General features: G+C 43.5%; 34 protein-coding genes and 2 pseudogenes. 10 read left to right on the top strand and 26 right to left on the bottom strand.

The window, feature by feature from the left end:
* Position 1 precedes the first annotated feature (1 nt).
* On the bottom strand, positions 2 to 226 hold the full coding sequence (locus ACYQ1N_RS05855) for a hypothetical protein (protein WP_459833867.1): 225 nt from the start codon (positions 224 to 226) through the stop codon (positions 2 to 4).
* 739 nt (positions 227 to 965) lie between these two features.
* On the opposite strand from ACYQ1N_RS05855, the gene ACYQ1N_RS05850 reads away from it, so the two are divergent.
* The 7 genes from ACYQ1N_RS05850 to ACYQ1N_RS05820 all read left to right on the top strand — a co-directional run bounded on the left by ACYQ1N_RS05850 (position 966) and on the right by ACYQ1N_RS05820 (position 4176).
* Positions 966 to 1478, top strand: coding sequence for a MobA/MobL family protein (locus ACYQ1N_RS05850; RefSeq protein ID WP_459833947.1), 513 nt, complete (start codon positions 966 to 968; stop codon positions 1476 to 1478).
* 15 nt (positions 1479 to 1493) lie between these two features.
* Positions 1494 to 1685 carry a transposon-encoded TnpW family protein gene (locus ACYQ1N_RS05845; RefSeq protein WP_459833865.1) on the top strand — a complete coding sequence of 64 codons (192 nt, stop codon included), beginning with the start codon at positions 1494 to 1496 and terminating at the stop codon, positions 1683 to 1685.
* Positions 1686 to 1767: 82 nt separating this feature from the next.
* Positions 1768 to 2025, top strand: coding sequence for a helix-turn-helix domain-containing protein (locus ACYQ1N_RS05840; RefSeq protein ID WP_459833863.1), 258 nt, complete (start codon positions 1768 to 1770; stop codon positions 2023 to 2025).
* Between the two features lie 51 nt (positions 2026 to 2076).
* Positions 2077 to 2979 (top strand): hypothetical protein, encoded by a 903-nt coding sequence (locus ACYQ1N_RS05835; RefSeq protein ID WP_459833861.1) that lies wholly within the window; start codon positions 2077 to 2079, stop codon positions 2977 to 2979.
* Positions 2979 to 3413 (top strand): hypothetical protein, encoded by a 435-nt coding sequence (locus ACYQ1N_RS05830; protein WP_459833859.1) that lies wholly within the window; start codon positions 2979 to 2981, stop codon positions 3411 to 3413. Before ACYQ1N_RS05835 ends, ACYQ1N_RS05830 begins: the two co-directional genes overlap by 1 nt.
* 1 nt (position 3414) lies before the next feature.
* On the top strand, positions 3415 to 3852 hold the full coding sequence (locus ACYQ1N_RS05825) for a hypothetical protein (RefSeq protein WP_459833857.1): 438 nt from the start codon (positions 3415 to 3417) through the stop codon (positions 3850 to 3852).
* Positions 3853 to 4176: a hypothetical protein gene (locus tag ACYQ1N_RS05820; protein WP_459833855.1), complete on the top strand. Its 324-nt coding sequence runs from the start codon at positions 3853 to 3855 to the stop codon at positions 4174 to 4176.
* A gap of 280 nt (positions 4177 to 4456) precedes the next feature.
* Here the strand turns inward: ACYQ1N_RS05820 and ACYQ1N_RS05815 are convergent, their stop codons facing one another.
* The 16 genes from ACYQ1N_RS05815 to ACYQ1N_RS05740 form a co-directional block, all read right to left on the bottom strand.
* Positions 4457 to 5071 carry a helix-turn-helix domain-containing protein gene (locus ACYQ1N_RS05815; protein ID WP_459833853.1) on the bottom strand — a complete coding sequence of 205 codons (615 nt, stop codon included), beginning with the start codon at positions 5069 to 5071 and terminating at the stop codon, positions 4457 to 4459.
* A gap of 1051 nt (positions 5072 to 6122) precedes the next feature.
* On the bottom strand, positions 6123 to 7127 hold the full coding sequence (locus ACYQ1N_RS05810; RefSeq protein ID WP_459833851.1) for an alpha/beta hydrolase: 1005 nt from the start codon (positions 7125 to 7127) through the stop codon (positions 6123 to 6125).
* Between the two features lie 76 nt (positions 7128 to 7203).
* On the bottom strand, positions 7204 to 8082 hold the full coding sequence (locus tag ACYQ1N_RS05805; protein WP_459833849.1) for a radical SAM protein: 879 nt from the start codon (positions 8080 to 8082) through the stop codon (positions 7204 to 7206).
* A 101-nt stretch (positions 8083 to 8183) separates the two neighbouring features.
* Positions 8184 to 8498, bottom strand: a complete 315-nt coding sequence (locus tag ACYQ1N_RS05800) for an ArsR/SmtB family transcription factor (RefSeq protein WP_459833847.1) — start codon at positions 8496 to 8498, stop codon at positions 8184 to 8186.
* Positions 8499 to 8685: 187 nt separating this feature from the next.
* Positions 8686 to 9423: a carboxymuconolactone decarboxylase family protein gene (locus ACYQ1N_RS05795; RefSeq protein ID WP_459833845.1), complete on the bottom strand. Its 738-nt coding sequence runs from the start codon at positions 9421 to 9423 to the stop codon at positions 8686 to 8688.
* A gap of 24 nt (positions 9424 to 9447) precedes the next feature.
* Positions 9448 to 9990, bottom strand: coding sequence for a flavodoxin family protein (locus ACYQ1N_RS05790; protein WP_459833843.1), 543 nt, complete (start codon positions 9988 to 9990; stop codon positions 9448 to 9450).
* A gap of 26 nt (positions 9991 to 10016) precedes the next feature.
* Entirely contained in the window at positions 10017 to 10169 is a 153-nt protein-coding gene (locus ACYQ1N_RS05785) for a hypothetical protein (RefSeq protein ID WP_459833841.1), read from the bottom strand.
* A 19-nt stretch (positions 10170 to 10188) separates the two neighbouring features.
* Complete coding sequence (locus ACYQ1N_RS05780; RefSeq protein ID WP_459833839.1) at positions 10189 to 11352, bottom strand: iron-containing alcohol dehydrogenase; 1164 nt, start codon at positions 11350 to 11352, stop codon at positions 10189 to 10191.
* Positions 11353 to 11376: 24 nt separating this feature from the next.
* Positions 11377 to 12159 (bottom strand): aldo/keto reductase, encoded by a 783-nt coding sequence (locus tag ACYQ1N_RS05775; protein WP_459833945.1) that lies wholly within the window; start codon positions 12157 to 12159, stop codon positions 11377 to 11379.
* Between the two features lie 70 nt (positions 12160 to 12229).
* Positions 12230 to 12787, bottom strand: coding sequence for a flavodoxin (locus ACYQ1N_RS05770; RefSeq protein ID WP_459833837.1), 558 nt, complete (start codon positions 12785 to 12787; stop codon positions 12230 to 12232).
* On the bottom strand, positions 12762 to 13163 hold the full coding sequence (locus tag ACYQ1N_RS05765; protein WP_459833834.1) for a MerR family transcriptional regulator: 402 nt from the start codon (positions 13161 to 13163) through the stop codon (positions 12762 to 12764). Before ACYQ1N_RS05765 ends, ACYQ1N_RS05770 begins: the two co-directional genes overlap by 26 nt.
* 230 nt (positions 13164 to 13393) lie before the next feature.
* Positions 13394 to 13573, bottom strand: a complete 180-nt coding sequence (locus tag ACYQ1N_RS05760) for a hypothetical protein (protein ID WP_459833832.1) — start codon at positions 13571 to 13573, stop codon at positions 13394 to 13396.
* 175 nt (positions 13574 to 13748) lie between these two features.
* Positions 13749 to 13898 carry a hypothetical protein gene (locus ACYQ1N_RS05755; protein ID WP_459833829.1) on the bottom strand — a complete coding sequence of 50 codons (150 nt, stop codon included), beginning with the start codon at positions 13896 to 13898 and terminating at the stop codon, positions 13749 to 13751.
* 30 nt (positions 13899 to 13928) lie between these two features.
* The gene (locus ACYQ1N_RS05750) at positions 13929 to 14240 is read right to left on the bottom strand and encodes a nitroreductase family protein (RefSeq protein ID WP_459833826.1); all 312 of its coding nucleotides are present in this window, start codon (positions 14238 to 14240) and stop codon (positions 13929 to 13931) included.
* Between the two features lie 44 nt (positions 14241 to 14284).
* Positions 14285 to 15166 carry a radical SAM protein gene (locus ACYQ1N_RS05745; RefSeq protein WP_459833823.1) on the bottom strand — a complete coding sequence of 294 codons (882 nt, stop codon included), beginning with the start codon at positions 15164 to 15166 and terminating at the stop codon, positions 14285 to 14287.
* A 12-nt stretch (positions 15167 to 15178) separates the two neighbouring features.
* Positions 15179 to 15874 carry a flavodoxin family protein gene (locus ACYQ1N_RS05740; protein ID WP_459833821.1) on the bottom strand — a complete coding sequence of 232 codons (696 nt, stop codon included), beginning with the start codon at positions 15872 to 15874 and terminating at the stop codon, positions 15179 to 15181.
* 99 nt (positions 15875 to 15973) lie between these two features.
* Between ACYQ1N_RS05740 and ACYQ1N_RS05735 the strand changes: the two genes are divergently transcribed.
* On the top strand, positions 15974 to 16501 hold the full coding sequence (locus ACYQ1N_RS05735) for a TetR family transcriptional regulator (protein WP_459833818.1): 528 nt from the start codon (positions 15974 to 15976) through the stop codon (positions 16499 to 16501).
* A gap of 113 nt (positions 16502 to 16614) precedes the next feature.
* On the opposite strand, the gene ACYQ1N_RS05730 is transcribed toward ACYQ1N_RS05735, so the two are convergent.
* The 4 genes from ACYQ1N_RS05730 to ACYQ1N_RS05715 form a co-directional block, all read right to left on the bottom strand.
* A complete protein-coding gene (locus tag ACYQ1N_RS05730) occupies positions 16615 to 17379 on the bottom strand; it encodes a DsbA family protein (RefSeq protein ID WP_459833815.1) in 765 nt (254 codons plus the stop codon).
* Between the two features lie 164 nt (positions 17380 to 17543).
* Positions 17544 to 18530 (bottom strand): NADH:flavin oxidoreductase, encoded by a 987-nt coding sequence (locus ACYQ1N_RS05725; protein WP_459833812.1) that lies wholly within the window; start codon positions 18528 to 18530, stop codon positions 17544 to 17546.
* A gap of 21 nt (positions 18531 to 18551) precedes the next feature.
* Positions 18552 to 19175 carry an MBL fold metallo-hydrolase gene (locus tag ACYQ1N_RS05720; protein WP_459833810.1) on the bottom strand — a complete coding sequence of 208 codons (624 nt, stop codon included), beginning with the start codon at positions 19173 to 19175 and terminating at the stop codon, positions 18552 to 18554.
* A 3-nt stretch (positions 19176 to 19178) separates the two neighbouring features.
* Positions 19179 to 19877, bottom strand: coding sequence for a DsbA family oxidoreductase (locus ACYQ1N_RS05715; RefSeq protein WP_459833808.1), 699 nt, complete (start codon positions 19875 to 19877; stop codon positions 19179 to 19181).
* 117 nt (positions 19878 to 19994) lie between these two features.
* Here ACYQ1N_RS05715 and ACYQ1N_RS05710 point away from each other — a divergent pair, with 117 nt between their 5' ends.
* Positions 19995 to 20603 (top strand): TetR/AcrR family transcriptional regulator, encoded by a 609-nt coding sequence (locus tag ACYQ1N_RS05710; protein ID WP_459833805.1) that lies wholly within the window; start codon positions 19995 to 19997, stop codon positions 20601 to 20603.
* Between the two features lie 263 nt (positions 20604 to 20866).
* Positions 20867 to 21031, top strand: coding sequence for an integrase (locus ACYQ1N_RS05705; protein ID WP_459833803.1), 165 nt, complete (start codon positions 20867 to 20869; stop codon positions 21029 to 21031).
* A gap of 54 nt (positions 21032 to 21085) precedes the next feature.
* Here the strand turns inward: ACYQ1N_RS05705 and ACYQ1N_RS05700 are convergent.
* From ACYQ1N_RS05700 to ACYQ1N_RS05680, 5 genes and pseudogenes are all read right to left on the bottom strand, one after another.
* Positions 21086 to 21312: pseudogene (locus tag ACYQ1N_RS05700) on the bottom strand (thioredoxin family protein).
* A gap of 58 nt (positions 21313 to 21370) precedes the next feature.
* Positions 21371 to 21769 carry an arsenate reductase ArsC gene (locus ACYQ1N_RS05695; protein WP_459833801.1) on the bottom strand — a complete coding sequence of 133 codons (399 nt, stop codon included), beginning with the start codon at positions 21767 to 21769 and terminating at the stop codon, positions 21371 to 21373.
* A 12-nt stretch (positions 21770 to 21781) separates the two neighbouring features.
* Positions 21782 to 22384: pseudogene (locus ACYQ1N_RS05690) on the bottom strand (permease); the annotation flags it as partial.
* Positions 22385 to 22407: 23 nt separating this feature from the next.
* Positions 22408 to 23448: an ACR3 family arsenite efflux transporter gene (arsB, locus tag ACYQ1N_RS05685; RefSeq protein ID WP_459833798.1), complete on the bottom strand. Its 1041-nt coding sequence runs from the start codon at positions 23446 to 23448 to the stop codon at positions 22408 to 22410.
* Positions 23449 to 23546: 98 nt separating this feature from the next.
* The gene (locus ACYQ1N_RS05680; protein WP_459833795.1) at positions 23547 to 23867 is read right to left on the bottom strand and encodes an ArsR/SmtB family transcription factor; all 321 of its coding nucleotides are present in this window, start codon (positions 23865 to 23867) and stop codon (positions 23547 to 23549) included.
* Positions 23868 to 24118 lie beyond the last annotated feature (251 nt).

Below are 24118 nucleotides of genomic sequence, written 5' to 3'. Positions count from 1 at the left end.
ATCACCTCAACGTAAATTTGCTTTCTTTATTGCTATTATCATGATACTTGCTTTTACAAGTTTTTAATTCTGATTCTAGTGCAGAGAAAATCTTTTTTACGTCTTCATCAGTGTATTCATATGTTGCGGTATTAGAGCAGTTACTTAAAAGTCGAATCATATCAATAATTTTATTTGTTCTAGCTTCAGCAACTCTTATAAATTTATTATGCTTCGATTCAGCCATAATTTTCTCCTTATCGTACATTTTTATTTTATCACACACATTTCAACTATATTGTCTATATATCGCAATTATTTCAAAATTATTTTTCATATAATTTTATTATTTGCAAATTAAAACGTCCAGCCTTCCATCTGGACGCTGCTAATTTATTTATATTTTATCTTAAAACATTGATTTCCATCTTGGCTTTAAAACAGACCACAAACTTATCTTTGTTATCCATTCCACAGTGTCAACTCTATCGAGTAGACCGGTTCCCACTTGGCCAATTTTAAGCACCAAAAAGGACTTCCACAACGACTTCATATACCTTTTAACGATAGCTTTTGAGAAAGTCCTTTGTTTTCTACACTTTATTTACTTGCTAGGGTTCACTTTTGACATCAATACTACCGTTTCCACATGCATCGGGTGATGTATTTGACTGCAAACCAGAATGACTTAAAGAACTATTAGAAGATGTATCATCACTCTGGCAAACCTCTTTGGTATGACTGTCAGAACCGGTTTTCTTCTTGGACGCATTAAGTCTTTTGGGTTTAAAGTGATTAGCATCTTTTCGATCCTTAAATCCAGTCCGATAAACAAAAGTTATCATCGACGGATCAGCATTTCCTTATTCATTATAACCTCCCACTATGACATAATTCACTATACTTTCAAACACTTGACGATCAAATTCTTTTATGGTTGTCTCTGCCTCCATTTTTTCACGCATGAATGAAATACGATCCTCTAAATCAAGTTTAGAATTTCCTATGCCATTCATGATAGTGTAAAGGAAAAGGGCGAGCGTAATCTTCATGTTCATATTTTGTTGACAATGCGATCGATACTTGAAAACGGTGAATGGGGAGAGAAATCCCGTAAAGTCTATAAGCATGACAAGGAACGATGGACGATTAAGGGCTTTTCAAGGAAGATTTATGAGCGTAAGCATATATCGGATCTTGAAAGCTACAACTTCTTCCGGCAGGAATTAAAGGATATTATCAAAGAGCCGGATGGAAAGATTACGCCAAAGAAGTGGAGAAAGGAACTTGATAAGCTTAATGAGGAATGTCCCAAGGCGAAAAGTACCTATTCACGGTCAGTTTATCGTCTGGCGGGAATTGAAGTGTTAAGACATAACCGCATCGCCCTTATTCAGATGCTTGAGAATGAAAGTAGGCAACGACAGAGAACTGTTGAACAGTCACGGTCACAGGTACAGGTATCGAAGAAAAAGAATGACAGAGGGATGTCACTATAGAGAGGAGCAAAGAATATGATTGAAGAGAAAAATATAATACAGAACAATGAAGAAAAGCCGATGCAGAAATGTGTCGGCTTTTCTCGTAAGATTGGTAATACAACCTATGAGGTATCCGGCTATTATTCTGACACAGCGACAGAAACTATAGAAAGCAAGATGAAAAGGATTATCAAAGAGGATATAAAATCAAATGATTTCAAATAGAGGATTAATAATTGCATAATTGCAATTTATAATAATGTTGTGAGTTTGCAAACATCACATGTTCAGAAAAGAAGGAGAAAGCATGAATTGGAATGAAATGGTGTCTGATCTTATGAAAAAGAAAGGGATTAATCAGAAACAGCTTTCTAAATTAAGCGGTATCACCGAAAGCTCAATCTCCCGTTATCTGAAAAGCGATAAGACTCCGAGGATGGATGTGATGGTGAATATCGCTAAAGCACTTCAGGTTGAAACGGATTATTTCCTTAAGGAGGAGGACAAAGGACAGACTGCGATAATGTTATTTCAGCTGCAATTGCAAGAAAGGGTGGTAAATTAACACCAGAGGAAAAAAACAGATTGATAGCTCTCCTTATAGGAGGAAACGAAAATGTATAGATCCTCTGACATATATGAAAATATCGTTAAAGTCATAATTGAGATCTTTCTTGATTATGATATTAAGGATTTTCCGATAGATGAAAAGGATATATGCAGACGACTGGGAGTTGCGTTGGTACCCTATTCTGAATTTCATAAAGAAGCAAGAGCTTTGCTTGAAAAGAAAAGTAAGTACGGCTTCTTTGTCATGTGTACAAAGGAAAACCCGCCAACGATTTATTACAATGACAAGTTTGAACCCTATGGTGCAGTCAGGCTGACAATTCTTCATGAGTTCAAGCACTATCTGTTTGACGAAGATGCTAATGATGAAGATCAGGATGATCTTGCTGACTTTTTCGGGAGATATTTTCTCTGCTCTATCCCTTATCTTATTATGAAGGGGATTGATACAGAAAATGAAATAATCTCTCACTGCGGTGTCAGCGGATTTGATCTCAGCCCGAGCATAGGGATGTTAAGACCCAGACAGAGACTTAGCATTTTGGTGAATGCGATCCATGCATGTTATCTGGGCACCAAAGGGATAAAAATTCTTCCCAATTATAGAGCGGGAGACTTCGGAACCTTATGTGCGGCGGATTATTTCCCAGATGAATGTTCGTTTATTGTCGGTAACCTTGGATGTACTAATAACAGGTTTAAGGCTTATGGAGAATACCAACTCGATATAGTACTTCAGAAGAAGAATCCGTCAATTCTGTTTGTATATGGTTCTATTTTCAAGAGGGAAGCGGCACGTTTAATTAGGCAGTACGGATTTGAGATAATCTCGTTTCCGGATCGCCGTAACAGAGTAAGAAATAATAGCCGGAGTTACCGTTATTATTTGTCCGAAAATGAAATCTGTAAGGTATTATATGCAGACGCAGCGAAAAGGAGGACGGCATAATGGGAGCAAAAGCTATTTATACTGATGAAAGGCGTAAAACTATTCATCAACTCATAATAACAAAAGATATAGAAAAAATAAGAGGCGTGCTGCATGACCGGGATGAATATCGGCAGTTCTCAAGTGGCTGGAAAGCTGTAAATTTGGATGAGTATGTATCAAAATTTGGGATTAGTAATATTTCCAACAGCTTTAATAACAACATGCGTAAAATCACATTCTTTAAGGATGGCAGACAGTATGCGATTATAACTGCAATTGGTGGCAAGTATTTTCGTGTTGGAGAAGTACGTGCAGATGGCAGAATAGGGAGATATTTAACTCTTAATCTCAAAGATCCAAGTATTCCCGGAACTTTTCAAGGAGCTGCAAGAAGGGCGGAAAACTTCAGGTTGACTCATTTCAGAATGACGCATAAGAAAGGAACGGTGTGATATGAGAGATTTTTTTCAAGGAAAAGACGAACGTATTGTAGATGGCACTCGATATACAAGATATCTCGATTTGGACAAATGGTATGGCATTGTGGTTCCTAAGGATGAAAACGCATATAATGAGATGTGTGACTATAAAGTATGGGATGACAATAAAGGTGATATAAGAGATATTTACTGGTTTATGAAATTTCACGAAGACAAGTTTTATCTTATGGAGAAATACTTATTTAATTTCATAGACGCAGAATGTAATCTGTTGATCAATATGTATGAAGAGGAGTGGATAGAAGGAGATAATTTGAAAAAAACTCTTGAGATAACTGATCGCATGATTAATAATTCAGATAATGAGGAATTTCTTGAACTGGCAAAGGAGTTTCGCAACCTTGTTCTGAAGGCAATTGAAGTCAATACATGTGTGGGGTGCTTTTTCTAAATGAGTGAAGAAAAGATATTCTTTCAGGACTTCCTGTTCAAAAATATGCCAGTTGATGGGCAGGACTATCCGACTACAGAACTTCAGTATCTTCCAGAAGGTGCAGATATTAGCAATTATATGGTCGTATCATTTGATACTATGCTTAAAATGAATAAGCCGGTGGAATGGGAAATGCTTTTTAAGCAAACAGAGAATAAGGATGTATGTATCAGGGATGATGTGGTGATAAATAATTCCGAAATGGAACCGTACAAATTGTTTTATCTCAAGACATATTATTACAATATCTTAAAGCATAGCCGGAATCTATATGTTTTCTAACGGAATACTCATCCGCCATCCAATTTGTCATTAAAAGAGTCTAAATAATCGGATCTTTTTATTTTTTCATTCTGTACTTGACAAACACACCCTAAGGAAAGCGTGGTTCTTGAATGTGGCAATCACTATTTTTGCACAGATGAAATAGCCAATCGAGAAGATCACTGCCTTCGCCAACCACTTCACCGTGGAATTCAAGCCCGGGATTACAATTGAAACTAAATCATAAAAAGGCTCCTCGCCACTGAACCTAATCAGTAGTAAGGAGCCTTAGCCTGTCTTATTCTTCTTTTGTCAGAACTTTCTTCTGCCAGCTCCACTTTCCGCATACCGGGCACTTCATATATCTCGTTCTGCCCACATGCATAGCAAGATTTGTCTGCCAATAAGTTGGAATGTGTCGATCGTGGCATTTACGGCATTCATAATATCCCGCTTTCTGCTCAATACCCACCGCTATAAATGCAACGGTGAAAATCATCACAAGAGCAACTGCAATAAGCGCGATCCTTATCCATACAGGCATCTCCACAAAAGAAGCCACAAAGCACATGAACAGCCCTGCTATAACTGCCGGAAAAGATATCATGTATTCCGTTCTCATCAGCTGTCTGTTCTTCTCCTCGACCTGCCGCCTCATTTCAAGCAAGTTTGCTTCTGCCCGCTTATCATACGATTCTGCCATGATTCTTTCGCCCGACAGGAGATCGTTAACATTAATTTTCAGAAGCTCACACAGCTCCAGCATGATCCCGGAATCCGGCATAGACTTTCCGGTTTCCCATTTTGATACTGCCCGGTCACTGATTCCGAGTTTCTCAGCAAGGCTCGCCTGAGTCATGCCCTGTCCCTTCCTGCATGATGCTATAAATTTTCCGATTTTGATTTGATCCATATCGGGCACCTCCTTTCACGGCTCAAGCATAGCCGGAATTCATGTAAATTCACACGAACCGGCAGTTGTTTTTGCCCACTCTACCGTTGGTTGAGTCCGGAAAAGCTCGTTATACTCCTTTTTGTAATCAAAAGCCATAACGCTTCCTCCTATCTTTCCTTGACATCTATCTCACAGCCACAACTCCCTGACATCTAACATGGCAACTCAACATATATAAGTATTGTCAATAATGTTTTTTTCATCTGTTCCACCTTTGTCAGAGTTCAAGCCACATTCTGCATATAACCTTCCAACAGCCTCGGCCCCTGAAAAACAGCCTTTCCACAGTCACAACTTCCGAAAATAGAAAAGCCACAGTCTCCACATGGCATAAGACAAGCACCTGAATGTTCGGTTTTCTACCGTCGCAGATTCTCGGCCGGCATTCTGCTACCGGCTCCGCGACACCCATCGTTAAAAGATTCAAGCTGTATGACATCTAATCCCGACACTCGCGCCGTATCTGTTGCCCTTCTATATCTGATACAATGTAACTTTTCCGGCATTTACACTCCTTAACCCAAAATGCACACTGGGTCTGTATTTCCTCGTTTCATACAGATGGGTGCACTGGGTGTATGCAAACTATCACACCTGCTGATCTTCGTTTTCCAGGCACAAACAGACCTGGAAATCCTCAATCTTCAACATTATAACATTTCGATTAAAATGATTTCACTCTGCCACTCAACACAAAAACACCCCGCCGGAGCGGAGTGTCTGTCGCCTGATTTATGTTCAGTTATACCATTATCTCGGTACCGTCCCGAAAGGTGAAAATCATCTCCTTCCGGCGGCCTGCTGTGACGAAATCCACCGTAAGGTTTTTAAACTCCGTCTTGTTGATCGTGATCGATTCAAAGATTTTCGTCAGTTTCATAATGCCCTCTATCAAATAGTTTATTAGCAGCCGATATCGTCGATATTACAAGCACCCGGCGTATTGCCCTTTTCCTTGATAATATTCAGATTTCTCTCTAAATCATTCAGCATAATCGCACTTCTTGATTTACAGCCCAAGAAGCGGTCTAACCCATTCAGCATAGCGCTCTATTGCAGCATCAGCATCTTTACAGTTGCCCGCCAGCTGATGAAAACCATGCTGCATATGGCCGACAATATCAACCCTGATATCAACGCCGGAATCATAAGCCGTGTCAGCCACAATCACTGCCTCGTCAACCATATTCTCATCTCCGCCTACCTGGATATAAACCGGAGGAAAGCCTTTCATTGTTTTCAGATACATCGGTGCAAGATGCGGATCTTCAATATCTGCCCCTGCATTCTTCAAGACATTTCCATATGCCTGAATGGAGCTTTTCGGATTCAGGGCATCCTTATCGTTCGTCTCATACCTTGGCGTGGTTCCCATAAGGTCGAACCAAGGGCAGATTGGCATGACTGCAGCCAGCATCGGAAGCCCTTCTTCAAGAATCGTCAAAGTTGTAGACACCGACAGTGCGCCACCACAAGAGTCCCCCGTAATGGCAATATGCTCCGGCTTGTACCCGACCTTAAGAAGCCACTTATACACAGTTACGACATCCTCCAATGGTGCCGGCCATTCATTCTCCGGGGTGTTGCGGTAGTTGACCAACAGTCCACGGCATCCGATTTTTTTCGCCATGTGTGCATACGCCTTCCTGTGGGAGTACATGCTTCCATAGGTATAGCCGCCGCCGTGGCAGCAGATCAGTATCCTGTCATCCGTGCGTTCTTTCGGCAGCGCCCACATACATTTCACTCCGTCTGCGTCAAACTCAATATAATCGACTTCCCCCGGTTCCGCACCTAAATCTCCCCATTTTTCAAAAAGTCTTCTGCCCTCTTTCAAAGTGCAGTCCGGCTCCTCCAATGAAGTACGCAGGGTATTGTAGTACTGTATAAACTCCTTTGCGACCTTGCTCTGCGAATCCATATCCGGGATTTGGTTTACATAAGATTTCTCATTCATTTTCATATTCAATCCTTTCTTTGTATGACAATTATATATCAAATGACAACGAAACAAATGCCGTTATCATCCATTTCAAAACAAGCATCTTCGGCACACATAGATTTTCCGGCCGGTTCTGCCTTTCTTCCTGTTACAGGCTCCTCATATTTTTCCGATGATTCCGGAGCCGCTCTTCACCGGCCATTTCTATCGTATTGCGAAGCTTCTCAAGTATCGCATCCTTGTCATCCGGCAGGCATCCGAACACGGGCGCCATATTTGACACATTCGTGGCATCCAGAATGGTGTTGATTTCAAGCGCCCCAACAAAAGCGCTTAATTCCATAATCTTTTCTGTTTCTGTTGCCTCACAAAATTCCCCCTTTCTTACTTCTTCCATAAGCGGTGTGTCAGGGAAGATTGAGAGTCCGGAAGCCAGTACCCTGACAGGTGACAGTTTGTTTAAGACCTCCGCCGTTTTTAACGCATGCCCCATACCATAATCATGACCGCCCAGTCCGTATAGGAATATGACAGAATAATGCATTCCCGCCTCATCCATCTTGGAGAGCTGTTCCACTATATCACCGGCATGATAGCCCTTGTTCATCTTATCGAGGACAGCATCATCGCCCGACTCGATCCCGAATACAATCATGTCGTATCCCATCTCTTTCAGTGACTTAAGCTGCTCCACAGACTTGTTCTTTACGCTGTCAACCCGGCCATATCCGCCGACGGAAACACCCCAGGGCAGGTATTCTTTTATCAGGTCCATGATTCTTTTAAGCCTGTCGTAGCTCAGCAGGAACGGATCTGCCCCCTGCAGAAAAATCCGCTTTACCTTCCGTCCGGAATCCCGGATTTCCTGAAGATCCTCCCGTATCTCACTCTCCGGAGATACGGAAAAAGGTGCTTCCTTGTAAAAGGTACAAAAGCGGCACTTATTATGCGAACAACCCGACGTTACTTGTAAAAAACAGGAACCGGCCTCATAAGGCGGCCTGACGATTCCACATGAAAAATGCATACGAATTCCTCCTCGTTTCTATATATTCTTATATCTCGCTTTATCGATATATAATGATTTAAATTAAACGGGATCTTCATCCCGTCTAATCTATGCTCAACTTAAATTTCGTGACTGAAGTAGTCTGCCAGCGCAGCGAGGGTCTCTTCATCCCGTCTGTAATATGTCCACTTTCCATGCCTTTCTGAAAGAAGAAGACCTGCTTTTTGCAGCATATCAAGGTAATGAGATACGGTTGACTGTGATATACCGGCTTTGTCGCGGATGCTTCCAACACACACACCGCCTTTCAGATCCACCACATCATCAAAATGTCCTCCCTGCGGCGGAAAGTTTTTCTCCGGTTCCTTCAACCACTCAATAATACTGAGCCGGGTTTCATTTGATAGTGCTTTAAAAATTTCAATCTTATCCATACACTTATTATATCTATCTTTCTCGATATGTCAATACTTATAAGCAAAAAAAAACGGCTGATAGAGAAATATATTTACTCTATCAACCGTCACATCAGTGCCATACGATGCCATCGCCGATGAGATTTTCCGGCTCAATCTCCGCAATATCATCAAATGTGCAATTCATTGCTCTGCTGATTCCGTATTATTTCGATGCTTCCAGCCACTCCGTAGATGTTTCCTCACCCGGAACTTCTATTGCCAGATGCGAGAACCAGCTGTCCTCTGCTGCGCCATGCCAATGCTTCACGCCAACAGGAATGTTTACGCAGTCACCCGGCTTCATTGCAATCGGTTCCTTGCCCCATTCCTGATACCATCCTCTGCCCCCGACACAGATCAGAATCTGACCGCCGCCGCTTTTGGCATGGTGGATATGCCAGTTGTTCTGACAGCCCGGCTCAAAGGTAACATTGTAGATACCGATCTGCGAAGCGGAAACCGGTGCCAGAAAACTTTTGCCGGAAAAATAACGGGCATAAGCATCGTTGGGCTCACCAATCGGGAAGAATAGGGACTTCTGATATTTTTCCATCTCCGTTGCCTCTGCAGAAGCTTCTTCTTTCCAGACTTCCTTCGCCTGATTAAACGCAGCCCAGGCTTTCGGCCATCCCGCATAAAAAGCCACGTGCGTCAGGATCGCGGCAATTTCACTCTTCGTCACACCGTGTTCCTTAGCATTTTGAAGATGATACGTCAGTGACGAATCTGTAATACCGGATGACACCAGTGCAACTACTGTGATAATGCACCGGGTTTTCAGATCAAGATCCGGATTATTCCAGTTCTCTCCAAACAACACATCATCATTGAAATGGGCAAACTCCGGAGCAAATTCTCCAAGTCTGTCTCTTCCCGCCGTCTGAACAATCTTACCGTCCATGCTTTTGTTCCTCCTTTGCTTCCTTTAAATAACTGCCTTGCCAAACCGGTAAGCCTTCTCCTGAATATCAGAATTCTCCGCAGCCTCTCCTGCATCGTTCAAGCCGCCACAGAATAAAGTTACGGCAAGACGCGCCTTAGGAAAGCAGTCAATCCATCCCTGCAACCCGCTGACTGCCCTCTCCGGTGTACTGGATTCATCTTCTGCCGCGACGGTTAACAGATAAACATTCCGGAACTGATAATCGGAAGGATACAGCGGATTCATCCGATCAAGCAGGGTCTTCATCTGCCCGCTCAAGCCGTAATAATAAATCGGTGTTGAAAATACCAGTGTATCTGCCATCTTTACCTTTTCCGCGATCCAGACCGCATCATCATTCAGAACGCATTTCTGCGTCTTCTGACAGACGAGGCAGCCGGTGCAGAACTTCAGGTTTTTACCTTTGAGACTGATTGTTTCCACTTCATGGCCGGCTTCCCGGATACCCTCTGTCATTTTTTCGGTTAGAAATTCTGAATTGCTCCTGCTCCTGAGACTGGTTGAAAATACAAGTATTTTACTCATGTATTGGTTCCTTTCTGATGTTGTCATCAATCTGTCTGTATCGTTATCGTTACATCGCTTCCAAGAGATGATGCAGAGACAACGACATCTGCCGCAATAGCAATCCCATATCGGTCATTGAAACGAACATGTTCCCTTATGACTTGTTCATTCAGTTTTGCAATATATCCGTATGCCATTTTTAATATCCTTTGTCATTCATAAAGATGCTCTGAAAATATCTGCAATATCCTTCTCCCGGAGCGGTGCCCATGCACTTTCAAGTCCTTCATTTTCTGCTACATGATGTGCCATCTCATCAATGCGGCTTTCATCAATGCCAACTTCCTTAAGATGCATCGGGATACCAATCGATGCAAAGAACCGGTACGTTGCTTCAATCGCTCGATCTGCGATTTCAAACCGATCCAGATTCGGATCAATCCCGAAAACATTGACACCGTATTTTACAAAGCGGCTGACAGTCTTCTCGTTCAGAATATGCTTCATCCACCGCGGCGTGATAATCGCAAGTCCTTCTCCATGCGTAATGTCATAATATGCTGAGAGTGCATGCTCCATGCCGTGGCATGGCCAGCCTGACGGACTGTTTCCAAGCGAATAGATCCCGTTACATCCATACGTGCAGTCAAGCATCATTTCCGCTCTTGCCGTATAGTCTTCCGGATTCTCGAGACACTTCTTCGCATTCACCATAAGGCTCTTAAGCGCCGCTTCCATAAATCCATCGTTAAGAAGCGTGGAATCCTCGCAGAAATACTGCTCCATAATGTGATTCATTGCATCCGCGCAACCGGCAGCCGTCTGTTTTCTGGATACCGTAAATGTGTAAGTCGGATCAAGGAACGAAACCGCAGGATAAAGAAGCGGATCCATATAGCCGATTTTATCGTTTGTCTCGGTTCTGGAAATCACTCCGCCGCAGTCATACTCACTTCCCGTAGCGGCAAGCGTAATAATATCTACAATCGGCAGTGCTGCCTGTGCCTTTACCTTATAGGAAATCAGATCCCACGGATCCCCGTCATACTTCGCTCCGGCTGCGATTGCCTTCGAGCAGTCGAGTACACTGCCTCCGCCAACCGACAGGATCACATCCACATCATGTTTCTTGCAAAGCTTTACGCCGTCCAAGACACTTGGATCATACTTGGGATTCGGCTGAATTCCTGACAGTTCCACAATTTCAAAATCACTGAGAAGCGTCTTTACCTTGTCATAAAGACCAATCTTCTTGATACTTCCGCCGCCGTAGGTCAGAAGAATTCTTTTCCCATATTGACGCATTACTTCAGGCAGCTGTTCCACTACCCCCTTTCCAAAAATCAATCTGGTTGGTGTAACATAATCAAAATTCTGCATGTTTTTCCTCCATAAATGCATTACTTACGCTTTTTCAAATTCCGGTTTCCACTGTGCAAACTGCATAAGCTGGGCATCGGTCCTGTGATAATATCTCTCGCCCTTATCCAGCTTTGCAATCTCCGCCATTTCATCATTCGTAAGTTTGAAATCAAAAATATTAAGATTGTCTCTGATATGGTCTACATTTTTGCTTCCCGGGATGACAACAAAGCCCATCTGTATATGCCAGCGAAGGATTACCTGTGCGGGTGTCTTTCCGTACTTTTTTCCAAGTTTGGCGAAAACCGGTTCATTAATGAGGGATTTATCTCCGTGTCCCAGCGGATACCAGCTCATAAGCCTGATATTATATTTATCGAGCGTCTTACACAGCTCTTTCTGTGTAAAATAAGGGTGCGCCTCCACCTGAACAAACTGGGGAACTACTTCCCACTTCGTCTGAAGTTCTTCTATGTACTTTCCTTCAAAATTGGAGATGCCGATGGCTTTTGCTTTGCCCTCACGGTATGCTTTTTCAAGCTGACGGTATCCGGCAAGCCAGTTGCCTGCAGGCTGATGGATGTAAAGGAGATCCACATAATCCACACCAAGGCGTTCAAGCGTCTCATCAACTGCGTTGTCATTTTCATACTCGCTTGGCCAGAGCTTTGTTGAGAGGAAGATTTCCCCACGCGATACACCACTATCGCGCATTCCGCGGCCGACAGCACGCTCATTGACATAAGCGTTTGCTGTATCAACCAGCCGATAACCCATCTTCAGGGCTTCCCGGACGCTGTTTTCTGCCTCAGCAGGTGATAACATAAATGTTCCGATTCCTACGGCCGGACATTCCAGTTTGTTGTTCAGAATAATATTCTCCATATGTAACCTCCTATATCAAACCATTGGACTTCAGCCAACTCTTAATCTGAGCGTCAGCTTTATTTGCACTGCTTCCGTTGATTGACAGTCCACGTTTCACATCTGCGCCCGGGCAAAGCTTTCTGATATCTGATTCACTGTATCCTATTCCACTCCCCTCGTTTGTACAAAGAGGAAGAATTGTCTTTCCTGAAAAATCAAACGCTTCAAGAAAAGTAAATTCTGCCATTGGCATTGTTCCCCAGTAATTTGGATAACCGAGAATCACCGTGTCATACGCATCAATACTTGTAGGAAGAGACTTGAGTTCAGGTCTTGCATCATGCTTTTGGTGTTCCTTTACCTCAGCAATGCAGGTGTTGTAATCCTTCGCATATGGTGTCTTCATTTCAATTTTGAAGGAATCTGCCCCAATCATATCTTTGATTTTTCGAGCCACAACTTCCGTGTTGCCAACCTCTATATATCTCATAGAACCGCCAAAATAATTTTCATCCGCTCTTGAAAAGAATGTCATTAACGTCTTTGCCATCGTATCTATCTCAATCTTTCTTAATATTCTCAGCATCCCATGAAAGGACACCGGTTTTCACGGCTTCATCGTATCGGGAGATCTTGTAGTTGAGCCTGTCCATAGTGGTCTGATACTTATCTAACTTCTTCTGTACCTCCGCACGCACTTCCATCAAAAGTTCTCGTCTTGCTGCGATTGTAGAATCACCCTGCTGAAAAAGCTTTACATACTCAATCAGCATTTCTACCGGAACCCCGGCATTTCTCATACAGACAGCATTCTCTACCCATTTCAGATCTTCATCAGAATAATCTCTAATGCCGCCTTTGGTTCTTCTGACTTCCGGAATTACACCTGCGCGCTCGTAGTAGCGCAGCGTGTCCGGAGAAAGATTGAATTTTTCGCAAACTTCTTTTATCGTCATCGTCATTACCCCTCTTTACAGTTTGCCGCTTGCTTTGTCATCTGTAGCTGTACTATACTCCCTGGAGTTAACTCCAAGTCAAGTACTATTTTGAAATTAATTTAGTTGTCCTCGCAAAATCGTCATTTTGCAAAATCATCTCCGCATTTCTTCTCGCATTGACAAGATCCCTCATCCTCTCTCGAGTAGTGCGGTACCGGGTATACTCCGCATTTTTTCTTGGCAAGACGTTTGAACTACCCATTCAGCTCTGCAACTTTTGGAATCTTCTTAAGTCCCGGCTGCTCATAATCGTGGATATCATTCTCCTGCAAAAACAGCAGAACCTTTGCCATCTGCTTCAGGTTAAAGACCTTTGCCCAGCGCCGATAACCGGCTCTATTGCCCTCCTGAATCTTTTCCTGCAGATCAATCAACAGGTCAATCCTCTGGCGTTTGCCGGTAAACCTCCCGTGTTTTTTTGGAAGGTCTTCCTTCCCGGCTATGTAAGGACAGTTATGATGTGTTTGACCGGAAATAAAATAATCTTAAAAAGCCTACGGAACATCAGGATTTCTCCCAATGCCCGCAGGCATGATAATGACTCGTTATTCAGTTTATAATCTCTTCAGATGCTGTTCCCTCAACCCGGTCTTTATTCTTTACAAGCTTTAAATAATCAATCTTGTCCGAAGTCAGCTTGTATATCTGCACCATAACATCGATAAAGCTCTCAAAGTCAAGTTGCTGTTCTTGAGTCATATTAAGCCCTTCATCAATACTTAATACACTTTACTGTTTTATAGTTAAAATCTCGTCTAACGGAAGACGCGTTGATGCAAGCCCGTTCAGATTGTCTTCCGACGCATAACCCAAAGCAATTCCCATAATGATTTCTTCATCATCCGATATAGAAAGAAGCGGACGAAGTTCCGCAGGGAACTTGATGATCTCATAAGCCGGGATTGAATCCACACCATGATCCTTTGCCGCCAGCATCAAAGTCATACCAAAGGCTCCAAGATCGTAAATCGGCCATCCCGTATGGCCTTTCCCAAGGGTCAGATAAACCAGCGCCGGTGCATCAAACAGCTTTTCGTTCATATTCAGAAATGAACCTCCTGTGTTTTCAATTTTTGTATCACTCCTTACAAAGTTCTCTTGCTTCGCCTGATTGCTGCCATTGCGTCCAGATCACCGTGTTTGATTTCCCGCTCAAGCGCCGAGACGATCTGATCCTTGCGTTTCAGAAAATCAGGGCATGAGAGGTTCCTGCCTGAAACGGTATGATGTGTGATAAAACTGCAGTCACATGTCAGGTTCTCTGCAAATATTTTCAGTTCCTCCAGCATTTCCTTTTCCGACATAGGATCGAACTCGCCTCTTCCGGCTTCCTCCAGAAGCGGTGTTCCCGGGAAGAGCGTCAGCCCACCCGTACCAACAAGCATCGGCTTACACCGGCTGAAGATTTTTGCGGAATTTACAGCGTGTTCATGACTATGAGACTTTCCTGCCACGCCGTTTAAAAATGTCATCCAATAGTCTATACCGGCTTCTTCCAGCTTATGGCACTGTTCCAGAATATCTTCGGCATGATATCCCTTATTTATACGGTCAAGCGTCCAGTCATCACCGCTTTCCACACCAAGGGAAATCTCACGCATGCCCAGTTCCTTCAGCTTTTTCAGTTCATCCACCGTCTTATTCTTCAGATCAGAGACCCTTCCCTCAACATAGATATACTCCATTTTCGGTAGATACCTATGTATCATTTCAAAGATTGGTGCAAGCTTTTCATAGGTCAGCACCAGCGGATTGGCAGAAAGGATCTGGATTGTTCCGGCATTCGGATCGCTTTCGGCCAGTTCCTGCAGGTCTTCCTCGATCCACTCCATCGGAGACATTTTAAAAGGCACGTCCTTATACATCGTGCAGAACTTGCACTTATTGTGGGTGCATCCTTGTGTGATCTCTAAAAGCGGCCAGGTCGGCCAGTAGGGGTTTCTGTATACAGTTCCTGTAAAATGCATTTTATTTTCCTCCTACCAGGCTTCTTTTACCATCTTCGCGCCAAGCTTAAAAGCTATCTTCAGATCCTCAGGGAATGCCTTGTCATGATGTTCCTGTTTAGCCTGAGGATCGAATATCGTCCAGTTGAGGCGGCTGTAATCTTTTACCTGTAGTGTGTTCCCTGCGATGAGCGTCTTTGTGTTTCCGACAGCTTCATCGAAACCGCCCTGATATTTTTTCATCATCTCCAGATAGCCCAGTGGTGTATAAAACTCCTTTGAAGCATTACTTGTCATGATAAACAGGACCGGTATCTTTCGGACGTCATAACGGTGAGGATCCTTCTGATAAGTCAAAACCTGGAACAAAAGCCTTTCATAAAGCGCATGAAATTCCGATGTTACGTCTCCAAAATAATTCGGAGAACCGATGATCAGTCCATCTGCTTCCCGGATTGTTTGAAGAACCGGGGCGAGACCATCCGGAAAAATACATTTCCCTTCGTTTGGTTTTCGCTTGCAGGCAAAGCATGACATACATCCTCCGTGCTTTTCCAGTTTATAAAGGTCAAAATGCGTTATTGCAGCTCCTTCTGACTCTGCCCCTTCAGCCGCTTCATTTACCATTGACCAGGTATTCCAGCCAATCCGCGGACTTGCATTAATCGCAACAATTTTCTTCATATATCCAACCGCCTTTCCGGACTTTAAATCTTCTAAATGACTCATATTTTATGGTTCATGCTTGCAAATGTACACATACAGAACTATAATTATGAAATATTATTTTACAGAAATGAATTTTTGTAAGAATCAACGGAGGCTCCTATGGCTGAAAGAACAAAACTATGGATAGCAAATACCATGAAAAAACTGCTCTTAAGAAAACCGATTGATAAAATCCGGGTAACTGAAATCTGTAAAGAAGCAGAGATCGAACGCCCTACATTCTATTATCATTTTCAGGACAAATACGACCTTATGGCATGGATGATATTCCAGTCCGCCTATGATACGGATATTCTTGACCTTGATTCCGCCGCAAGAGCGCTGGATCAGATGAAGAAAGATATCATCTTTTACAAAAGGGTTTACGAAGATAATTCACAGGAACCGATGTGGCATTATATACTGGAATACTTTGTAACTCGCTATACTCAGCTTGCCATTAGCATCACTCATAATGACATACTCGATCCGAGAATCAAATATAGTATACGGCTTTACTGCTATGGAACACTTGGCATGACCAGAGAATGGGTTTTATACGACAACATCACTCCTGCCAGAACAGCCGCTGCAATGATGAATGATGCTATGCCTGAATCACTGAAAAATATTTACTTCAAGAAATAAAAATAACGGTCAGCAGAGAACTCACTCCCTGCTGACCGTTATTCTTAAATCCTACGGATGAAGTGGGCATTCCTCCCCAACCTAAGAGGTCGGGGTCTCCTGCCCGCGATATGTTATGATGAACAACCTGTACCGTCGATATTACAGGCAACGGGCATATTGTTTCCATCATTGAGGATCCCGCCCTTTTCCTTAATTATATTCAGATTTTCCTCTAAATCATTGAGGGTAATTGCACTTCCTTTTAAGTCATAATGCTTCCCATTTATTTCAAGAAACAGCGTCGGGAAGGATGTGACTCCTATTTTTCTTGCCTCATAAAAGTCCGGATGGTACTTGCCCTCTTCAGAAATACGGATGAACTCCTCTGCGATCTTGTCTGCAGGAAGGTCATAGGATTTGGCAATTGATTTGATCGTCTCCACGTCAGAAAGTGATTTGCCATCCAAATAGAATGCTTCATGCATCTTTGACGCAAGATTAACATGTTCTCCTTTAGGTAAGAAGCTCCTGAGAACTCCAAATCCTATTGCGGCACCATTCGAGTCAGGAACCATACTTCCCGTCTCTAACAGGTTCAGATATGGCTTGCCGAATTCCACTCCAAACATATCCGCAATTCTTTTATTCGTATCACTCATATACGGAAATGCCAAAAGCGAATGTCCGTCCATAAATAATCCACCTGATAACGCCGTTACTTCCAATTCCGGATGTGCTTCAATAAACGGTTTAAGAATTGTCTCAAACCCATAGCACCATCCACAATAGCTGTCAAAAATATAATACACTTTCATATAAATACCGCCTTTCTGATCCACCGCATCATCAAAATGTCCTCCCTGCGGCGGAAGGTTTTCTCCGGTTCCTTCAACCACTCAATAATACTGAGCCGTGTTTCATTTGATAGTGCTTTAAAAATTTCAATCTTATCCATACATTTATTATATCTATCTTTCGCGATATGTCAATGCTTATAAGTAAAAAAACGGCTGATAGAGAAATATATTTACTCTATCAACTTTCATTCCTTTTACCTGTATCACAACGCATCTGCCCAATGCGGATTTTTCAGTAATTCGCGTCCAACTCCAATCAGATCAGCAGCTCCGGATTTCAGGAGCTTTTCTGCATCATCTTTTGTCTTGACGCCTCCTGTCAGCATGACGGGGATGGTTACGGCTTTCTTGATAGCGGAAGACATATCCTGAAAATATCCCGGCTCAGTATGTCCCTTTCTCGTATAACGGCACATCCCGCCGGAAACATTGATCATATCCACGCCTGCTTTTTCCAGCACCTTTGCCGCATATACACTGTCTTCGATTGTACTGCCTCCGTCCATATAATCGCAGCCGCCCAGACGGACGGAGATGGGGTAGTTATTTCCAACGGCATCTCTGACAGCCTCAATTACTTCTCTGTGCAGCCTTAATCTGTTGTCCAAAGTGCCGCCATACTCATCATTTCTGTGATTTGTCAACGGCGAATAAAACTGATTCAGCAGATAGGCATGCGCGGAATGAATCTCAACACCGTCGTACCCGGATTCTTTTGCCCGCACCGCCGCTTTTGCGAAATATTCCACAATTTCGGCAATCTGCCTCTTTGTAAGCTCATCCGGAGCAGTTCCGTCACCCATCATCGGAGTTGTCGGAAGAACTATACTGCTTGCTGAAACAGCTTTCAGACCGGTCACGGAACTAGGTGCGGCGGAACCGGCATGATTAAGCTGAACCATAGCTTTTGTCCCGCTTTGATGAATGACATCGGTCAGTTTTCGCAAGCCGTCTATATCATCATCACTTGAAATGGAGAGTTGCTTTGCTTTTGCCTTTCCCTGCTTCATAATATAGCTGTGTTCGGTGATGATCATTCCGAGATTCCCGCTCTTTGCCCTTTCCCCGTAATAATCCAGCATCGTATCCGTAACTTTCCCATCCTCCGTACTTTGATAAGTGGCAACCGGGGGCATAATGATTCGGCTGTTCAGTTCCATCGTGCCAACTTGTATTGACTGTTTTATCATGATAAAGTACTAACCTTTCTTTTATCTGTATCTTTGCTTTTCAATCCCTACCGTCGTTTGAGCGGAGTGCCCTGAACAAAGCACAGTCTCATCTGGTAGGGTGAATATTTTGTTGAGGATACTGTTTTGTAAATCTATCAGATTCCCGCCCGGATATTGATAGTTCCCAATACTTCCTTTAAAAATCGTGTCTCCCACAAATGCAACGTGATCTTTGGCGGAATAGTAGGTGACGGAATCCGTCGTGTGTCCCGGCGTATAGATTACGTGCAGGAAAAAAGACGGGTTTGCTTCCAGCGTGATATTGTCCCCATCATCTATAAATGTTGCATCTCGTATCGTAATCGGAGGTCCGCAGAGAGCCGACAGATTTTTTCCGGCATCCAGCAGATAATCGTTCGCTGTTCGATAGGCGAGTACGGGAAGATTTAATACACGGCGGAGTTCGTTTACCGCTCCGGTATGGTCAAAATGCCCATGTGTAAGCAGTATTTTTTCGATTTCCCAGCCGTTTTCTTTGATAAGCTCAAGCAGTCCTGCAGCTTGTGCGCCGGGATCAATTAAAAAGCCATGCTGTGTTTTATCGTCAATGTAAAAGAAGCAATTTTCCTCAAAATACCCTTTTACCGGTACCTCTATAATCATAGCTCAACCAATCCTGCAGCCATCCGGACCGCAGCTCATCCCCTGTTCCATGCCGGCCTCCGTCTCCTGCTCCAATGCTTTTTGAAGCGTGGCCTTCATGCCCTCTACGCTTTGTGCACCGGAAATTCCATACTTTCCTACTACAAAAAACGGAACCGCGTGGATGCCATTTTGGAAAGCCTCATTCTCGTCTGAAATCACTTCATCCCGGTACTTGTCTGAATCCAGGACTTCTCTTACCTCTGCCGCGTCCAGTCCGCACGCTTCACCGATACTCTTGAGAAGCGCTTTGTCCGCAAGTTCTTTGTTGTCGGTAAAATATGCTTTGAACAGTGCAGAGATAATACGCTCTGTCAGTGCCGGATTTCCTTTGCTCTGGGCCAGTTTCGTCAGGCGATGTGCATCCATTGTATTTGTAAAAAGTGTAGAGGCGTACCGGAAATCAAGTCCCTCAGCAATTCCCATCTGAGAGATATTTTCAATTTGCCTTCCGGCAGCCTCAAACGAGATTCCGTATTTATCAGCAAAACGTGTCTGCGTGTCGCTGACTGCGTGTTCCCCTGCGGAAGGGTCTAACCGGAAGGCTTTCATTTCAAGCTGCACATTTTTCATTTCAGGGATAGATTCAATCGCTTTCTTTAGACGCTCCTCACCGATATAACAGTAGGGACAAGCGTAGTCTGACCAATACGTAATTTTCATCGTTGCAAACTCCTTTCAAATAATCGAACGTGTTATATTTACTCTTGATTGCAATTGTACTGAACACGTTCTATAATGTCAATAGTCAAAACGAACTTGTTCTAAAAGGAGAATGACATGGCAAAAAAATGTGGGCGGCCTGCGAAAAGTGCAGATCAAGTAGACAGCAAACAGAGAATCATAGATACAACCATTGACCTGATTCGAAAAAACGGAGCGGATTATATCACCGTGAGAAATGTGTGCGCCGCAGCAGATCTTTCCATCGGAACTTTTTACCATTATTTCAGAGACAAAGATGACCTGCTTATGTACTTTGTCCGTGAGACTTCCTTTGAAAGCTGTTCTCTGAAAACACCCCTCAACAAGATCGGTGAGCGCATTTCAGAACTGTATATGCATCTCATAAACCGATACATGAATTTCGGCCTTGACTTTATGAAGAGCTTCTATACTGCCGGAAACCGTTCACTTTCAGCCTATATGTCTGAAGTTAATGGACAATTCGAGCCGGATACCGTGATGGCCCGCAGCGAACGGGAAATAACGGCGGCGCAGGCTCAGGGAATTATCAAAAAAAGTGCAAATATCCATGAAATATGTATGGACATCTGCACAATCGTTAAAGGCTGTGTTTTAGAGTGGTGTCTCATGGAGGGGAATATGGATATAAAGAGCGCTCTGCAACGGATTATAAATCTGTATATCCAGAATTATCTGAATTAGAGATTTTAGGAAACGTGGTAGTCAATTGCGCTCCCTGCCGATCTGAGCATCTTCAGTCCGCCAAAGGAAGCACTCGTCTCGAAGACCGCTGCCGCAATATGCTTATTCTCCTTCAAGGCTTTGAACTAAACGGATGATAGAGAAATATATTTGCTCTATCAACTGCCACATCAGAGCCATACGATGCCATTGCTAATAAGATTTTCCGGCTCCGCGACCAAAAATAAAAGTCCGAGGTCGATAGTTATCACCGGAAAGAAGCCATGAACCGGATCAAGGAGCTGCAGGACTTCATCGGAAGTCAGCAATCCGAAATCACCGAATTCGACGAAAGCCTCGTCCGAAAGCTGATCCAGCAGATCACCGTTTACGACGACCACCTTGCCGTCCGGTTCAAATCAGGGGTTGAGATCGACATCGAAGCGTAAAACGGCTCCTCGCCACTGAACCTAATCAGTAGTGAGGAGCCTTATTCTTTTTGCTTACAATAGTTTCTCTACATCCTTTGCCTTCAGCACTTTTCCTGCAGAAACAATTTTGTCATCAATCATAAGGGCGGGCATGCTCATCACCCCATATCCCATGATTTTTCCATATCGGTGATGTACTCAACCTCAGCATGAACTCCCTTGTTTGCTACCGCCTCTTTTACGGACTTCAAAAGTGCCTCACAACTTTTACAGCCACTGCCTAAAACCTTAATATTCATCTTTCTTATCCTCCTTCAGCGAAAAAGTTATATAAACTGTTTTAGCTATATACGTAAATTATTGTGCCAGATGCTGTGCTAGCTCAACAATTTTCGTATGGATTTCCCGAATTGTCTCGATAAAAGCTTCATCACCAGCTCCCGTTGGATCCTCAAGTCCCCAATCAAATCTCTCTGTGCAGGGAAGAAACGGGCAACGAACATTGCAGCCCATCGTAACAACCACATCTACGGCCGGGATATCGGACAGAAGCTTACTGTATTGCGTCTTTTCCATATCAATGCCATAGATTTGCTTCATCAGCCTCACTGCATCCTGATTAATCTGCGGCTCTGGTTCTGTTCCGGCAGAATAGCTCTCAAAGATATCGGGCGCAAGATGTCTGCCTAATGCTTCGGCAATCTGACTGCGACATGAGTTGTGAACACAGATAAATGCCACTTTTGGTTTGTTCATTGAAATTTCCCCCTACACCGGTAAGTACGCTATGGCATTGAAGCCGTATCCGACAATGATGATACCCACTGTGCATATGGCTATAAATGTCGCTAAGAGTTTTGGCTTGATAGCCTTTTTCAGCATTATAAGGGACGGAAGGCTGAGCGTGGTAACCGCCATCATAAAGCTGAGAATCGTACCGAGCAAGGCTCCCTTTGCCAAAAGTGCCTCGGCAATCGGAATCGTGCCGAAAATGTCTGCGTACATGGGTATGCCGACAAGCGTGGCGAGTATCACACCGAACGGATTATTGTCGCCGAGAACGGTTTCCACCCAGCCTTCGGGAATCCAGTTATGGATCACCGCGCCGATAGCCACGCCGACAAGGATATAAGGGAACACTTTCTTAAAGGTGGATGCAACCTGATCTCCGGAATAAATCAGCCGGTCTTTAACAGTGAGATTCGGAGACTCGATATCCACCTTGCTGTTGTTATTGCGGATAAAATCAGCAATCTGGTCTTCCATGTGCAGGTGTTCTATCAAAGTGCCGCCAATCCGACTATCTACATTAAGTCCGACCATGAGCAGCAACTGCTCAATCATGGCATTCAACCACTTCATCCCAAGAATCTAATCCTGAATAAAAGTCCACATTACGCAAAACTCGCTTTCGTTTTATTTGCTATTCGCACTAACAGGAGCATGACGGGTACCTCCGTCAGAACGCCTACAGTGGTAGCGAGCGCTGCAGGGCTTGTCGTACCAAATAGTGCAATCGCCACAGCTACCGCAAGTTCAAAGAAATTTGATGCGCCGATCATCCCGGCAGGAGCCGCAATATCATGCGGTAATTTCAGTAGCTTGCTTGCTCCATAAGCGATAAAGAAGATCAAAAATGTCTGAATGGTCAGCGGCACCGCAATCAGCACAATATGAAGCGGATTAGACAGAATCACCTCTGCCTGTGAACTGAAAATAATAACCAGCATCAGCAGCAGACCTATTGTTGTGGCATTGTCGAACTTGTGGACAAACGTGCTCTCAAAGTAATCCGCACCTCTTTGCTTCGTGACTGTTATTCTCGTGAAGATGCCACCCACAAGCGGAATCACAACGAACAGAAAAATGCTTACGAACAGAGTACTGTAGGGAACAACCACATCGGAAACGCCTAAAAGGAATTTTACAATCGGAACAAATGCCACCAGAATAATAAGGTCATTGGTGGCCACCTGCACAACCGTATAAGCAGGGTTCCCTTTTGTAAGGGTACTCCACACAAACACCATCGCTGTACATGGAGCAGCTCCTAAAAGCACAGCTCCGGCGAGGTATTCTGTTGCCAGTTCCGGTGATATGAAGGCTTTGAATATGACAAACAAAAACAGGTAAGCAATTCCATACATAGTGAAAGGCTTGATCAGCCAGTTCGTCACCCATGTGACCAGAAGTCCCTTTGGATTCTTCCCAATCTGTTTTACGCTCTGAAAATCTACTTTCATCATCATAGGGTAGATCATGACCCAGATGAGAACAGCGATAGGAATCGAAATGCCGGAAATCTGAAACTTGCCGAGTGTGGCAGGAATGGCCGGGACAAAATGCCCAATCAGTACTCCTATAGCCATGCAGAGCAGTACCCACACAGAAAGATACCGCTGAAATGTATTCATGCCTTTGCTTTGATTGTTCATGACTTTGCCTCCATTAGTTTGATACATTTATATATATCTATGTTTATGACCTTTATATAGGCAATCCCAAAGGACTGCCTATGAATTACAGATATCGATTACTTCTTTCCTTTACATCCGCAGGATACGCTGCTGTCTGTTTCACAGTCACATCTTACGTAGGAACCTATCATTTCCCGGAAATCTTTGACGCCGTCTGCGGAGATGGAGTAATGCATCCATTTTCCCTCTTTGTAGTAATCAACAAGGCCGCTGTCTGCAAGAATTTTCATGTGATGCGAAAGAGTCGGCTGCGTGATATTCAGTTCCCTCAGCAGATCACATCCACACTTCTCTCCATGCTGGAGCGCAAGCATAATCGCAAGACGGTTCTCATCTGTGAGTGCCTTTATTTTTTTGACGTCTTCTCTGAATCCCATGATTTTCACCTCCGAGAGATGTACATATTATATCGAATACATTTACAGTTATCAATGTGTGAATGTAATATTGTTTAAAAATCTTTTCGCATCTGATGGTAGTGTTGAAGCCTTTTTCCAACATCTATCTCACAGCCACAACTACCCCAACATCTAACTCGGCAACGGGGCATATTGACATCTATCAAGGCAACGGGGCTCTCACACTTTTTGAGCCGGATTGCCCTTGGATAAGTTACCGAGAAGCGTTT

Source organism: Howardella ureilytica (assembly GCF_054657495.1).
This window is presented reverse-complemented; position numbering and strand designations above follow the sequence as displayed.